Source organism: Terrimonas sp. (assembly GCF_003075435.1).
Classification (GTDB): Bacteria; Bacteroidota; Bacteroidia; order Chitinophagales; family Chitinophagaceae; genus Agriterribacter.
In genome coordinates, this window is sequence record NZ_QCZJ01000002.1 from 82,877 (window position 1) to 97,927 (window position 15,051).

General features: G+C 38.2%; 11 protein-coding genes. 5 read left to right on the top strand and 6 right to left on the bottom strand.

Annotation, left to right across the window (positions count from 1 at the left end):
* Positions 1-59: 59 nt before the first annotated feature.
* The 4 genes from DC498_RS03000 (at position 60) to DC498_RS03015 (ending at position 5,905) form a co-directional block, all read left to right on the top strand.
* Complete coding sequence (locus DC498_RS03000; protein WP_116872652.1) at positions 60-815, top strand: SDR family NAD(P)-dependent oxidoreductase; 756 nt, start codon at positions 60-62, stop codon at positions 813-815.
* Between the two features lie 112 nt (positions 816-927).
* Positions 928-1,434, top strand: coding sequence for a hypothetical protein (locus tag DC498_RS03005; RefSeq protein WP_116872653.1), 507 nt, complete (start codon positions 928-930; stop codon positions 1,432-1,434).
* Between the two features lie 304 nt (positions 1,435-1,738).
* Positions 1,739-3,640 (top strand): transglutaminase-like domain-containing protein, encoded by a 1,902-nt coding sequence (locus DC498_RS03010; protein ID WP_116872654.1) that lies wholly within the window; start codon positions 1,739-1,741, stop codon positions 3,638-3,640.
* Positions 3,641-3,667: 27 nt separating this feature from the next.
* Positions 3,668-5,905 (top strand): DUF3857 domain-containing protein, encoded by a 2,238-nt coding sequence (locus tag DC498_RS03015; RefSeq protein WP_116872655.1) that lies wholly within the window; start codon positions 3,668-3,670, stop codon positions 5,903-5,905.
* Positions 5,906-6,050: 145 nt separating this feature from the next.
* Here DC498_RS03015 and DC498_RS03020 read toward each other — a convergent pair whose 3' ends face one another.
* From DC498_RS03020 to amaB, 6 genes are all read right to left on the bottom strand, one after another.
* Entirely contained in the window at positions 6,051-6,428 is a 378-nt protein-coding gene (locus tag DC498_RS03020; RefSeq protein ID WP_116872656.1) for a hypothetical protein, read from the bottom strand.
* A gap of 302 nt (positions 6,429-6,730) precedes the next feature.
* The gene (locus DC498_RS03025; protein WP_116872953.1) at positions 6,731-8,425 is read right to left on the bottom strand and encodes a S8 family peptidase; all 1,695 of its coding nucleotides are present in this window, start codon (positions 8,423-8,425) and stop codon (positions 6,731-6,733) included.
* A gap of 140 nt (positions 8,426-8,565) precedes the next feature.
* Positions 8,566-9,594: a hypothetical protein gene (locus tag DC498_RS03030; RefSeq protein WP_116872657.1), complete on the bottom strand. Its 1,029-nt coding sequence runs from the start codon at positions 9,592-9,594 to the stop codon at positions 8,566-8,568.
* Positions 9,595-10,054: 460 nt separating this feature from the next.
* Complete coding sequence (locus tag DC498_RS03035; RefSeq protein ID WP_116872658.1) at positions 10,055-11,572, bottom strand: OmpA family protein; 1,518 nt, start codon at positions 11,570-11,572, stop codon at positions 10,055-10,057.
* A 337-nt stretch (positions 11,573-11,909) separates the two neighbouring features.
* Positions 11,910-12,422, bottom strand: coding sequence for a hypothetical protein (locus DC498_RS03040; RefSeq protein WP_133176747.1), 513 nt, complete (start codon positions 12,420-12,422; stop codon positions 11,910-11,912).
* A gap of 138 nt (positions 12,423-12,560) precedes the next feature.
* The gene (gene amaB / locus DC498_RS03045; RefSeq protein WP_116872660.1) at positions 12,561-14,087 is read right to left on the bottom strand and encodes an L-piperidine-6-carboxylate dehydrogenase; all 1,527 of its coding nucleotides are present in this window, start codon (positions 14,085-14,087) and stop codon (positions 12,561-12,563) included.
* 454 nt (positions 14,088-14,541) lie between these two features.
* Between amaB and DC498_RS03050 the strand changes: the two genes are divergently transcribed.
* A complete protein-coding gene (locus tag DC498_RS03050) occupies positions 14,542-15,048 on the top strand; it encodes a hypothetical protein (RefSeq protein WP_133176748.1) in 507 nt (168 codons plus the stop codon).
* Positions 15,049-15,051 lie beyond the last annotated feature (3 nt).

The following is a 15,051-nucleotide window of genomic DNA, read 5'->3' on the forward strand; positions in this document are numbered from 1 at the left end:
TTGAAAGTAAGTATACCATTTTTGCATCCTGCTTATCTTTGCAGCAATAATTTAAAAAAATGAGCAAAATTGTTTTTATTACCGGCGCTACATCAGGTTTTGGAAAAGCATGTGCAGAAAAATTTGCAAAAGAAGGATACAATGTAATAATCAATGGAAGGAGAGAAGACAGGCTGCAATCTTTAAAAACAGCATTGGAGAAACAATACGGCGTTAATGTATTGACGCTTGCTTTTGATGTGCGCAACAGGAACGATGTTTTTGAAAAAATAAATGCAATTGACGAACCATGGAAAAAGATTAACATTTTAATAAATAACGCAGGGCTTGCCCTGGGCAGAGAGCATATTGATGAAGGGAATATTGATGAGTGGGATACAATGATGGATACCAATGTTAAAGGTTTGTTGTATGTTTCAAAAGCAGTGATACCATTTTTAATACCAACCAGGGGGCACATTATAAATCTTGGCTCTGTGGCAGGCAAAGAAGTGTATGATAAAGGAAATGTGTATTGTGCCAGCAAATTCGCGGTTGATGCCATATCTAAAGGCATGAGAATAGACCTGTTACGCCACGGTATTAAAGTAACTTCCATAAACCCCGGCGCTGCGGAAACGGAGTTTTCTCTTGTTCGTTTTAATGGAGATGAAGAAAAAGCAAAATCTGTTTATAATGGCTTGCAACCGCTTACAGGCCCTGATGTGGCAGACGTGATATATTATTGTACAACATTGCCTGCACATGTTTGTATTAACGACCTGGTTCTATGTCCTACCCAGCAGGCAGACGCTATTTATTTTAACCGAAAATAATTTAGGCAGCAAATTTGCGTTGATAAAAGGCAGAAGCTAATGCACTTAAACACCAGTTAACACTGTTGATATAAGTCAAAGCGATTCACCCAACCCTATAAAACTGTTTTAAATGAAAAAAGTAGTTTTTTGTATAACCGCTTTGGTTTTTCTTGTCTCACTCAGTATTCCTGTCCTTGCCCAGGATGATAATGTAATAAGGATCAGCCCCTGCGATAATGCTTCTATTCAGAAGCAGGCGGATAGTGTTAAGCACTTGTTGGCCGGCGGTGGATTTACAGTGCTGCGTGAAGCTTCCATAACCATGGAAAGTGAATATGAAATTCCTATCATTGTTCCCATGAGTGAAGGTACCTGGTACCAGTTTGTTTTTATTGGTGATGTAAAATCTAATACATATGAAGTGCGTATGTACGACTATAGTGAAAAGCAGGTGGTATACCAGAAAAAGAGATGGGGAGATGTAGATGGTAATGTTATCAGCTATTCATATATACCTAAAGTTTCAGAATATCACATGATTAAACCGCTGCAGGTAAACAGTATGCAGAAAAAGAATTTATGCGGTTATGTAATGTTGTTTAAAAAGACTGTGGGCGAAGCTAAGGCAGCTAAATAATCATTCAGAAAAATAGTTGAAAGGCGATAAGAGATTTTTCTTATCGCTTTTTTGTTTTGGATAAATTGCCGCTTATACTCATAATCCGGTTAAATATTTTGCCTTTATGCTTACCCGCGCCAGCACAGATCTTGTTATATTAAGAGTACCATAACGCAGCTTGTTCTGCAGCGCTTCAATTAAGTTAGTAAATACTATTTAATGTGTATGTTCGTTCATTTTGTAACTAATATTTATTAGTTTTTATTCGTATTGTTTTTTCAGATTATATTGAGTCAGAATTGATTATCACAACCCTTTACGCATGAACAAAATTACAGGGAAACTCTTAGTGCTGGCGCTGTTGTTGAATTTCTTGCACAGCGTAGCTTATAGTGTGCCCGGCAAATTGCATACTGCAGATGCAGACGATAATAATGTTGTTATTAAAAGCAAAACGGAGCGTTATGAATTTGTATATGGAAATGCCGATAATCCTGTAATCATAAATGAGCAGACAAATACAATTTTCAGGTGTGAGGGCTATCGTACAGACCTGCCTTATGTTGAGTTTTATGATGATCAGTCAACTATTAATGAAGTGAACATCTTCATCGATGGTAAAAAAAACCGGCTTATCAAGCCTGTATATGAGTATTATTCTATCGAAAATATTTTTTATTCGGATGCAAGGATCTGCTATTTTCAACTGCCCCTGGAAAAAAAGGGTTCACAAAGTGAAGTACAGATAAGTAAAACCATCAATGATCCCCGCTATTTCAGCACTATTTATTTCTCTGAGCCTTTCAGGATAGAAAATAAGCAGGTAATAGTTACTGTTCCACAATGGATGAGCATAGATATAAAGGAAATGAATTTTGATGGATATAAGATTAAAAAGCAAACTGAAAAGAAGGATAATGCTGTTATATACACTTATACTATTGAGCAGCTAGAAGCCAGGAAAAATGAGCCCCGCAGCCCTGGGCCTTCTTATATATACCCACACCTGCTGGTTTTAACCCGCTCTGCTGATGTAAAAGGAAAGAAGATAACATATTTCAATGCGCTTGCTGATCAATATGCATGGTATCGCCACCTGGTATTACAGATTGGTAATGATGCCGCCGTCATTAAAGAAAAAGCAAAGGAGATTACAAAGGCAATTACCAACGATACGGCAAAAATAAAAGCGATATTTCATTATGTACAGGATAATATAAGATATATAGCTTTTGAAGATGGCATTGCAGGCTTTAAACCTGAAAAAGCACAGGAGGTATTAAAAAAGAAATATGGCGATTGTAAAGGTATGGCTAATCTTACCAAAGAACTTTTACAGGCTGCAGGTTTTGACGCGAGGTTATGCTGGATAGGTACCAACCATATTGCATACGATTATTCCACGCCTTCTCTTTCTGTAGATAATCATATGATCTGTGCACTGCGCTATAAAGGCAAACTTTATTTTCTGGATGCAACAGAAACATATATCGGTTTTGATCAGTATGCGGAACGCATACAGGGCAGGCAGGTAATGATTGAAGACGGAGAGAAATACATGCTTGAAAAAGTACCGTTGCGTTCTACCGAACAAAATATAGATCTTGAAAAAAGAACTGTTCATATAGATGGTAATAATTTAAAAGGAAATGTATTGCATAAAATGGGCGGAGAAAGCAAAGAGTGGTTGCTTACGCGCATACATAGTTTGAAAAAAGATAAACTGGCAACAGCATTACAGCATTACCTGGCAGAAGGTAACCAGAAATATGCGATCACGCAATTGCAAACTTCTGATCTTAACGAAAGAGACAATGCGCTCGATATCAATTATCAGCTTGATCATGAAGATGCAGTTTCGGGTTTTGGCGATGAGCTGTATATAGACCTTGACTTCAGAAAAGATATGGATAATGCTGATATTGATATAAACAAAAGAACTACTGACCTGGTTTTTTCTTATAAAAAATATCTTATTTATGAAACTGAATTAACCATTCCTTCCGGGTATAAAATCAATCAGCTTCCCGAAGGATTAAATATTGATGAGCCTGCATACAGTTTTAAAATAAATTATAAAACCATTGGCGAAAAGCTGGTATACCGTAAAGAAATAACTATAAAAGATACCCGCTTACGTAAGGCAGCTTTTGCAAAATGGAACGCAAGTATTTCGCAGTTAAAGAAAAGCTATAACGAACAGATAATTCTTACAAAAAAATAAAACTTTCATATCATAAACATTCTATTCATGCAAAACAGATATATCCTGAGCCTGCTTGTCTTTTTGTTTATAATATTTCAGCACAGTGTTGCGCAAACAGATGCAGAATATAAGAAAAGAGTGGAGGAAGTAAGAAAAGAGGTATGGGGATGGAATATTCCGGCATTTAACAACAGAACAATTCCTGCTGCATTAGCTAATGAGTCAGGAGTAGTGATTGCCCGTCACCAGGAAATAAAAGCCATCAGTAAAACCAAGTTCAAATTTCTTGTTATTACGGCTGCCAAGTATAAAGAGATATACTTTACCAACACTTACCGGGAAATGGTAAAGATTAATGACAAGGCGACCCTTGAAGAGTTTTCTGAGTTCAGTTACCAGAAATCCAAACGCCTTGCAAAATTCTTTTCAAGAAATCTTAAAGGGCGTGTTACCATATTAGGCATTCGAATTATAAAGCCTGATGGAACCATAAAAGAAATAGACGTGAATGAGGAAGTGATGATAAAAAATGATAATGATGAGAAGCAGAGTAAGGTAGCTGTATCGGGATTGGAAGTGGGGGATATTATAGATTATTTTGTAAGCCGGCAGGAAGAAGAAGCAGTGGGATACAGAACAGAGCCCTATCTTTTCATATTTGGCGATGATAAGCCTATTATGCATTATTCCGTGCATTGCGAAGTGGGAGCTACCTGCGCGGTAGAATACAGGGCAATGAATGGCGCGCCTGAATTTAAGGTAAAAAAAGATGCAGATGGTGATAATATCCTTGATGCAGAATATCAGAATATACCCAAATCACCGGTTGATCTTTGGATGTCTTCGGCAAGACAACTACCCATACTTCGTTTAAACATACGTGTTGGCGGACCTAGAAAAATAAAAAGAAAGGAGGGAGAAGTATACCGTAATCAACCCTACCAGCAAATTATTGAAGACGTAAAAGTTGATATGAAAGAAGATTTTTACGGAAGCCAGCTTGGCCTGGTAGCAGAAGGGCTGTCAGGTGAAATAAAGTCTATGATCAAGCGTATGCGCAGGCAGGATGATCTGCCTAAAGACAGCTTACCGTATTATATTTACTATGCATTCCGGTATATAGCTTTTTATAAGGTAGATGCAAACGATAAAATAAATGTTGGTTTAGAACGGAATTACCAGGCTCCTAATAAAAAGAAATTTTTGTTATTGCTAAGTCTTATTCTTGATAAGCTTGGTATTAATAATGAAATTATACTGGCAACATCTGTTTATGGTCCTGATACAAAGCAGGTAATGCTGGCAGATGATTTTGAGTATATCATTAAAACAACAAAAAATACCCCGGTATATATGAGCGCCGAGGGCGTATTTACAAATTGTAACTATATCCCTGCGGAGTATGAAGGTCAGCAAAATCCTACAGTTGTGGTAAAAGGGTTTACCAAATCTTCAATAAGGCTTGATGATGAGGCAATGCAAAACATCGGTAAATCATCAGCAAAACAAAATGTACAAACAGAAAACCTTAAGGTATCGGTTTCAGACAATATGGAAGAACTTAAAATAGCAAGAAAAACTGTTTTAAAAGGCCAGATGCGGCAGGGTGCGCAGCGGCATCTGTTGTTGTTTGAAGATTATTATGAAGAAGAAAGAAAAGCGCTGGGCGTTAAAGAATCATTCATGGAGGAATTTGCTGACAGCAGAAAAAACAGATCGCTTGCAGATGAATATACTGCGGCTTTTGCAAAGGCGCGCAGTGAATGGAAAGACAGGTTTATCAGTGAAATTTCCGGGGAGTTTGATACCAAACCCAAAGACGTTACATCTTACAAAATAGATAATATGGGCTTGCGCCATACCAAACCTGATTTTATATACTCCACTCAATTTACTATTGAAGGATGGATAAAACGCGGGGGTAATAATTACATTGTTGATATGGGCAAGCTTATAGGAGGACAGTTGCAACTAAAGCCGGAGCAACTGGAAAGAAGCGTGGATATATATATGGCTTGCGCCCGTACATTTGAATATATTATCAGTTTTGAAATTCCGCAGGGTTATAAGGCCGAAGGGCTGGATAAATTGGCTGTAAATACGACTAATCAAGCCGGTAGTTTTATTGCTGATGCTAAACAGGAAGGAAATACGATAAAACTTAAAATAACCAAGATTTATAATAGTGCATTTGAACGCGCTGATAAGTGGCCGAAGCTTATAGAAATATTAAATGCCGCCAACGATTTTCAAAGTAAAAAAATATTATTGCGCAAAGGCTGATGTAAAATATTGGCTTGTTTGCCGGTAATGTTTAAATGTAAAAGCTGTACAAAAAGAGGAGCTTTTAAAAAAAGCTCCTCTTTTTATTTTATTGCATCAGGTATGCTTCATTACTTTTAAAATACCTGATAAATACAAATAAATATTAGCGGGTACAATTGGCAGTCCAGACAGCGCCGTCTTTAGTATAAGCCATAAGAAGTGTGCTTGCAGTGAGGCGGATTATCTGCGCTGAATTATCATCAACAGAAACAACAGCATTATCGCCATCCGCTTTAAATTGTACACCTGTTAAATCAGGAATAGCATCGGAGAATACAAAGTTGTAGTTGCTGCCTACTTTCACAACGGTAACTTTTCCATCATCTGTGGATTTATTTTCTCCTTCTTTTACATAACTGATCTTTCCTTTATATGTACCTACAAACAAGTCATTATTTGTTGGATTGTCTTTTTTACTGCAGGAGGCTAATATAAAAGCCGCGGCAAATAGCAAACTCATAGATTTCAAATGCTTACTCATAACTTTTCTAATTTATAGTATGAGTAATTTCAAACCCTGTTCCAAAGTCTGCAGTTAACAAAATTTTATTTGATAAGCTATTTTAACTCTTAATACTTCTGAAGCTCACTTCATTGCCATGATCCTGCAAGAGAGAAAATGTCAGTTTACAGGTAATATGTAAAAAAGAGAATGTATCAAAAATAAATAAAGGCTCTGAGAATCGTTTAAACGACTACTTGTCTATAATGAGGTTACCCGAATAAAAAGAGGCTGTCTTCTTATTTTTGACAGCCTCTTTTTACTACCAGGTATTTTTACTTTTATCCCTTTTTGGTACTCTTCATTTTTGCTTTAGGCAATACTGTTTCCGGTTGTTTCTTTTGTGGAGAGGACAGTGTTTCAGCTAATTTTACCGCGGCATAAGCATTAATAATACCTCCGGTTGTACTCAGCTCAGACATATTCACATCCTCATCTGTACCAGGCTTTTTAACCTTTAAGTCGGCTGTTTTAGTTGTTGACTGTTCAATAACAGTTTTAACCTGCTCGGCTGTAAGATCAGGAAAATACGACATTAATAAGGCTGCCATGCCTGCTACTACCGGGCTTGCCATGCTGGTGCCCTGCAAATTGCCATAATCATTACCACCAGGCAAAGTAGAATAAATTTTTACACCCGGTGCAAAAACATCAACAGACCTTTTTCCATAATTAGAAAAGGAGGCCGTTAAACCACCTGCTGCCGGGTCGCCGCTGGCGCCAACTGTTATCCAGTTTGTTGCCTTGGTTGTAGTATCGTTGTTATAATAATTATTGGGAAAGTTATCATTTACATCCACATCTTTGGCGTCATTTCCTGCTGCATGTACCAATAATACACCTTTTGATTCTGCATATTTTACGGCATCGTCCACCCAGTTTTTCTGGGGAGAGATACTTTTACCAAAGCTCATATTCACTACCCTTGCCCCGTTATCAACAGCATATCTTATTGCATTGGCAATATCCTTATCATGCTCATCTCCATCCGGCACAGCCCTTATCATCATTATGCGCACATTATCTGCAACTCCATTCATCCCAATTCCGTTGTTGCGAACTGCCCCAATAATGCCTGCCACATGTGTTCCATGCATGGGCGTACCTGCCATAACATCATTATTGCCATAAAACCTGTCATTAATATCGTCATAATTATCTTTTACTATTTCTCCACGGTAATCTTCAGGTTCTTTTAAAGCCGCATCAGCTTTTGCTTTTTCGCCACCATAAAAGTCATTTGTAATTTCAATTAATTTTTTATTGGTCATTTCATTAACCTGAAAACCAAGGAATAATGCCGACAGAGTGCTTTTGGCCTTACTTTCATCAGTAGACATAGGTTTGAATTGTGCCAGGTCATCGCCGGTATATTCCTGCTTTTTCATTGCCCCCTGCAAAATACTATCCGCCCAGGGCATTTTCTCTACAATATTTTTCAGGAACATAACATTCAGGGAAGCTTCCTTGGCATCGCCTTCTATCCTGGATTTTACCATTTTATATAAGGCTATTTCATTCTTTTGTTCAGGTGTTAAAGTAGAGTCAGCCGGTATTTTATCACCATATTTTTTCTTTAACTTATAGTAAACCCTGGCAGCCTCATATGAGTCCTTGTTTACATTCCTTCCATCTTTGCCACCTAAAAAATTCCATCCATAAATGTCATCCACATATCCATTATTATCATCATCTATTCCATTTCCCGGAATTTCTTTTGGGTTATGCCATAAAACTTTCTTAAGATCCTCATGTGTAGTATCCACACCGGAATCTATAACGGCCACAATAACCGGCGTGCTTTTCTTCCCTTTTAATAGTTCCGTATAAGCTCTTTCCACGTCTATACCATAGTATCCATCTTTTTGTTTGCTCATTAAATGCCATCCGTAGGGCACATCTTTTACTGCGGTTTGCGAAGAAGCAACGTTAAAAAACAACATACCACCAACAACTATCAGGCTTGTTTTCTTCATGTATTGATTTTTTTGAATAACAAAATTGAATAAAAAAAGTTTTCTAAAACTACCAGTTAACACAATTTGCAAAAATATGTAGATGCAAAAAAAAATGCCAGGGTTTCTTTCCCTGACATTTTAAAATATCATTAACTAAATTAGAGCTTTATTCTCATTTCTACTTTACTGATTCCTTCATTAGCCTGCTTAACCTCCCTGGTCTGTTTCTTAACAATGATCTGGTTTTCAGAAACGCCCAAATCCTTAAAGTAGTTGCCTAACAATTCAACCGGTGTTTGTGGCAAAGTTGTATTGGCATTTATAACACCTTCAATTTCAACCTTTGCATCCGGAGTGCGTACCAGGATGTCTGTAAGCCTGAGCACTATATTAAAATCCTCACTGGATAAAATTTTGTTCTCTTTATTAAATCCTACGGTAAAAATGAACTGGTTATTTTTTATAGCCGTAACTTCTGTTTCTGCAGCTATTTCAGTTTGCGCGGCAGGTTCAGTTATTACGGTTTCAGAAACAGCCACAGGACATCCATAATTCCCGTCAGTTCCTTTTTCAAGCGGGCATCTGTCTTCTTCATCATTAATGCCATCTGCATCGCTGTCAGGCACCGGGCAACCTTCAAATCTTGCTACACCTGCTACGCCCGGGCATTTATCTTCTACATCATATGTACCATCATTATCAGCATCAAAGGTCGACAAATCAGCTTCTGTTGCTACCTGCACGTTTATTTTTTCTGTGCTTGACACTGCCGCAGCGTAATCTGTTACACTTGTATTAACTGATGCTTCCTCTACGCTAAATGTTTCAGGAGCGTCTATCTCTGCATCAGCAGGCATCACAATATTTATAGCTACATCCGCATCTTCAACATTAATATTATTCAACGCTACGGAAGCAGTAACCGGATTAACCTTTGCTAATTCATGAAAACTAATGTCCTTTTCATTAATATCTTCCGGGCTGATTTTCCTGGCACCTCTGACCATAGCACTTGAATTTGTAAAGTCGGGGGTAAAAGAGAAATCGGTATTTGCTAACCTGTCCTCCGTAAGCGCACTACTCACAAAAGAGTGGCCCAGGCTTATGGTATCACTGTTTACCAGTGATTGAGCACTGTAATCATAGATAATTAGCGCGGAAAGAAGTACGGCATCTATCTTTCTCATAAAATGAACTTTTTTAGTTTACAAAGGGGCGGATAACCCAGTTATCCTATTAACGTAAAAATACTTAGTAATATTGCGGTAAACACTTAATCTTTGCTTTGCCTTCCAAATTTCTGTAGTGCTCATCACGATATAAAAACGGAAAAACACTTATTGTTATTATTACAAACACTTAACCAGGCATCGCATTTCGACAAAGAGCTCAAAATATTGGATGGTCTGTTGTAGTTGTTAGGTAGAAGGTTTAAAATTTCTATCCTGTGGAAAAACCTGAAAGTAAAAATGCTATTTATTCTGTAAAACCGGAAGATCAGAGGAGTGATTGGTGAAGCAAAAATAGAAAGCAGGTTTGTAAAATGCAAGAGTGCTATTATGATATTACCAGATGATAAACTACTGTTTTAATAAAATATCCCTGCATTTGCAGGGATATTTTATATACTTCGGTTATACGTTTCAGTTAGTAAGTAACTTTAAAGGCAACACGCCTGTTCTTAGCTCTTCCTGCTTCGGTATTATTATCAGCAATCGGATGCTCCGATCCAAAACCTGACGCTGTCATTCGCTCGTGGGATACACCTTTTTTAACAAGGTACATCTTGATGGCTAATGCACGCTTACCTGATAATACCTGGTTGTGACGTATAGACCCTGTATTATCTGTGTGACCTTCGATGTCTAATTTTAATGCTGTATTATTAAGCATGATGTCAGCAATTCTGTCAAGCGCCGGATATGAAGTTGCTTTAATATTATCGCTGTTTACATCAAATAATATATTCTTAGCTGCTTTATTTATCTCATCAACCATGTTCTTTTCAATTACCGGGCATCCTTTATTGTCTTTAGTTCCGGGTTTTGAAGGACATTTATCTTCATCATCATTTATTCCATCTTTATCTGTATCTGGTGCAGGGCATCCATTATATTTAGGAAGACCAACTATACCCGGGCAACTATCTTCCTCATCATTCACGCCATCCTTATCAGTATCAGGTATTTCGCATCCGGCATACTTAGCTGAACCTGCAATGTCCGGGCATTTATCTTCGTCATCAGGCACGCCATCTTTATCCTTATCCGGCGCAGGGCATCCGCCATATTTGTTTAAGCCTGCAACATCAGGACATTTATCTTCCTTGTCAGGTATACCGTCGCTGTCTTTATCAGGACAACCATTGCTGGCAACTGTTCCGCTTTCGCCTGAGCATTGATCAATTTTGTCAGGTACTCCGTCGCCATCACTATCCTGCGCCGCGGCTTTTGTTTTTGCAGTTTTTGATTTTGTCAGCCAAACTACTGCTGTTGCTCCTATTGTTTGATGCTTAAATGAAGCATCATAATCTGCTTTATAAAAATCAGCAAGTCCTTTGCTGTAATTAATAGTAAATAAAATACGGTCATTAAAATCTAAACCTGCCACAGCATTAATACCGTAGTCTATTTTATTGTATGTTTTTACCTGGTCGCCGTAAGCAAGCTTGTCATTATAAGATTGATGTTCACCAGAGGCATTATATATGTCGTATGATGTTTTACCATTTAATAAATACGAAACATACCCACCGGCGCCAATAATGAAATTTACTTTTTGAGTAATCGGAAGCTTATAGATAAGGTTAACCGGTAATTCTACATAGCTTGTTTTCCAGCTTGAAAGAATAGAAGAAGTATCACTGTTAAATGACTTTGTGGAATCATATGAGCGGGCAAATTTTCTTCCCTTATTGGTGTATTGTAAAGAAGGCAGAACAGCAAAGTTGCCTTTTTTGTCAATAGGAATTTCGGCAAAAACACCCGCATGAAACCCGGTTGATGGAGAAAAGTAATTTTTATAATTGAGATCCCAGCCCTGGAGATTGTTCTTTTCTGCTATGGAAGCCTGGTGTATACCACCTCCTGCACCAATTTTAATTTGGGCTTGTAATAAATTGAATATCAGTATATTAGCACAGATAAAAAAGTATATCTTTTTCATACTACGGGTTAGTTTCAAAGGATAAATGATACTATTCAGGCAGATATAACGCTTAAAATATGGTAATATTATTGTGACTCAGCCAGTTCTATTAAATGCAGGGAATTAAAAAAGGAGATAAATGTGTAGCTGTTTTTAATGTGTGCATAACTATTTTCCAAAAAAAGATATTCACGTTTCACGGGAAACATGTTAATAACTTGCTCATTTATAGCTTTCTTAACAAAATGTAGTGAAAATGGATTATAGAAATCAGCTATCAGGTATCAGCTTGTTGAGGTGCCTGCTGTTCTCAACTTGTTTCTTTTAAGATATGTATAGCATTTGTATAAATGCACTATCTTAATCTGTTCGTTGTTTTTAATGCGTTTATAATTCGGCTATCATTCCGGTTGTCAAGTTGTTGAAGAAAGCTGTTACCTTCTATTGTTGGGAAGTCAATTCGCAACTCATTGTTATTAAGAAGCAGGGGCGAAATTGTAGCCAGGCCAAAGGTTATGGAACTTAGATACAAGGGATGAAATACTCCGTAATATACTGGTTGATTATCAACAGTTATAGCAAAGGCTTTGTCAGAGCTGTAATGTTGAATGACTGTCTGGATATCTTTACTTAAAACAAATGTGGTGGTTGCCTTTACGTAAACTTTAATGTCCTGGTCGGAAACCAGGGGTGTATCATCCAGTACCGCATTCGTGATAGAAATTGTAGCCGGCATTGTTGATTTATCAACCATGGTAGTGAATGACTTTAACAGGTAAATGTCAATTCTGGGGCCGGAGCCCTGTTCCTCTTTTTTACAGCCTGTAAACATTGTTAGTGTCAGGAAATATAGAAATATATGTCTCATAAGAATGTATTAACCTCTGACAACTGAAATTTTAGGAGCGTTGCGTTGGAGTGGTAAGCTATCAGTAGTTCAGCTATAAGGTGTCAGCTAAGTTTCCTGTATTAATCGCTCTCACCTGAAAAGCTGATATCTGATATCTCAGATATTAAACACAATTCCCTGTGCTAAAGGAAGGCTGGCAGACCAGTTAATGGTATTGGTTTGCCGCCTCATATAATTTTTCCAGGCATCACTTCCGCTTTCTCTTCCACCACCAGTTTCTTTTTCACCGCCAAATGCACCGCCAATCTCTGCGCCGCTGGTTCCTATATTGATATTGGCTATTCCGCAATCGCTTCCTGCAGCAGAAAGAAACAGCTCAGCCTCTCTTAAATTTAATGTCATCATTGCCGACGAAAGTCCCTGAGGTACATTATTCTGAATGCCAATGGCTTCTTCCAGGCTGGTATATTTAAGAATATAGAGAATGGGAGCAAAGGTTTCATGACTTACGATGGGGAGATCAGGCGTAACTTCAGCTATACATGGAACAACATAACAACCACCTTGATAATCATTTCCTTCTAAAACGCCGCCTTCTATTAAAAACTTACCACCCTGCTGCTTACATTGCTCAATAGCATTGAGGTAGGCGGTAACCGCATCTTTATCTATCAACGGACCCACATGGTTTTCAGGTGATAAGGGATTGCCAATCTTCAATTGACCGTACGCCTTAACGAGCTTTTCTTTAAACTTATCATATATTTTTTCATGGATGATGAGCCTGCGCGTAGTTGTGCATCTTTGCCCTGCAGTGCCTGCTGCGCCAAAAACGCTGGCTATAATGGCGATGTCCATATCCGCCTCAGAAGAAACTATGATGGCATTATTCCCTCCAAGCTCCAGCAGGCTTTTCCCCAGCCTGGAAGCCACAGCCACACCAACCGCTTTTCCCATTTTTGTTGAGCCGGTTGCAGATATTAAGGGTATGCGGGTATCATAAGCCATTTTTTCGCCAATCAACCTATCGCCAATGATCAGGCAGCTAACTCCTTCAGGTACATTGTTTTTTTTAAATACTTCAGCCACAATATGCTGACAGGCAACAGCGCATAAGGGCGTTTTTTCAGATGGCTTCCATATACAGGCGTTACCACAAACCCAGGCTAACATAGCATTCCAGCTCCATACCGCTACCGGAAAATTAAAAGCGGAAATGATACCTGCAACACCAAGCGGATGCCATTGTTCATACATCCTGTGGCCGGGTCGTTCGCTATGCATTGATAATCCATATAATTGCCTTGATAAACCAACTGCGAAATCGCATATATCAATCATTTCCTGCACTTCGCCCATGCCCTCCTGCAGGCTTTTGCCCATTTCATATGAAACAAGATAACCCAATGCTTCTTTGTGTTCACGCAGCTTCTCACCAATCTGTCTCACCATTTCTCCACGTTTGGGTGCAGGCCAGGTTCTCCATTCAGCAAAAGCTTCATTTGCCTTTTTCACCACTGTTTCATAACCAGCATCATCTGCCAGGTATACATTAGCTATTAATGCTCCGTCAACCGGTGAGTAGGAGGGGATGATCTGCCCCGAAGAACCTATCCAATATTGCCCGGTAGAAACGCCCTGGTTTACAGAACTGATTTTAAGATTACTTATAAAATCCAGCATTGTGCTATATTTTATTGCAATATACGTAAAGCTGTGGGCAGTCGGCTATGAGTTATCAGCAATCGGTCATCAGCTATCAGCTGTTGACAGCTGGCATAATACTATCGATCTGATAAGACCGCCAGCTGCAATCCCTATGGGTTGGCACTGATAGCTCATAGCCCAAAGCCCAACGCTCATAGCTGATAGCTGATCGCTCTTCGCCAATTAACCTATGTTATTAAACGTTGAATACACCGGAATTTCCGTTGAATAATTATGTGGTTACATAATTTTTTTCAATTTTTGTCTTGTCAAAGATTCCAACCCTAAAAATGATGAACCTGTACTACAGGTTTTTTCTTTTTATAGCTCTTTGTTTCCCTCCAAATCACTCTGAACAACCCCATAGATTTTAATCAGGTTCCAACCTTCTATGAAACCGCGTATTGTTAACTTGATTAAATCAACTAAAATGAAAAGTTTTTTACGTACCCGGTTTTGTTCTTTGAGTGTTATCTTTTTCTTGTTATGCACATTGTCTGTTAAAGCAGGTGATGATGTTGTTCGTCCGCATCAATTTGATCTTGCCAAACTGGTTAGAGCATCTGTGAATTTCCTGGGTGGAAATGCAGGTAAAGCTGAAGTATTACTTGAAAAATTGAAGAACAGGCAAACAGACAGGATTTGTGTTTGTGAAATAATGGAATTGCAAAACGCTAATGCACAGTTTTCTAATGTAGCCGTTCTGGCCGAAAAAACAAACAATGGTGATATGGGCAAGGGATATAAGGTGGCAGAAAGACAAATTACCCAGGAAAAAAAGCAAATGAAAGCTCAGTTTTTTGATGACATAAAAGTGAATGCAAGAATAGCGGTAGCTACTGATTGTCTAAGCTTATATATTAAGTTAAGACAGGAGACCACAGGTCTTAAATTATATGACATACTTGATGCAGATACAAGGTCTGAAGTAAAATAAGCA

Excerpts from the sequence above, each read along its gene's own strand:
- DC498_RS03040 (WP_133176747.1), bottom strand. The coding sequence starts at position 12,422 with ATGAGACATATATTTCTATATTTCCTGACACTAACAATGTTTACAGGC.
- DC498_RS03000 (WP_116872652.1), top strand. The coding sequence starts at position 60 with ATGAGCAAAATTGTTTTTATTACCGGCGCTACATCAGGTTTTGGAAAA.
- DC498_RS03030 (WP_116872657.1), bottom strand. The coding sequence starts at position 9,594 with ATGAGAAAGATAGATGCCGTACTTCTTTCCGCGCTAATTATCTATGAT.
- amaB (WP_116872660.1), bottom strand. The coding sequence starts at position 14,087 with ATGCTGGATTTTATAAGTAATCTTAAAATCAGTTCTGTAAACCAGGGC.
- DC498_RS03015 (WP_116872655.1), top strand. The coding sequence starts at position 3,668 with ATGCAAAACAGATATATCCTGAGCCTGCTTGTCTTTTTGTTTATAATA.
- DC498_RS03020 (WP_116872656.1), bottom strand. The coding sequence starts at position 6,428 with ATGAGTAAGCATTTGAAATCTATGAGTTTGCTATTTGCCGCGGCTTTT.
- DC498_RS03005 (WP_116872653.1), top strand. The coding sequence starts at position 928 with ATGAAAAAAGTAGTTTTTTGTATAACCGCTTTGGTTTTTCTTGTCTCA.
- DC498_RS03025 (WP_116872953.1), bottom strand. The coding sequence starts at position 8,425 with ATGAAGAAAACAAGCCTGATAGTTGTTGGTGGTATGTTGTTTTTTAAC.
- DC498_RS03010 (WP_116872654.1), top strand. The coding sequence starts at position 1,739 with ATGAACAAAATTACAGGGAAACTCTTAGTGCTGGCGCTGTTGTTGAAT.
- DC498_RS03035 (WP_116872658.1), bottom strand. The coding sequence starts at position 11,572 with ATGAAAAAGATATACTTTTTTATCTGTGCTAATATACTGATATTCAAT.
- DC498_RS03050 (WP_133176748.1), top strand. The coding sequence starts at position 14,542 with ATGAAAAGTTTTTTACGTACCCGGTTTTGTTCTTTGAGTGTTATCTTT.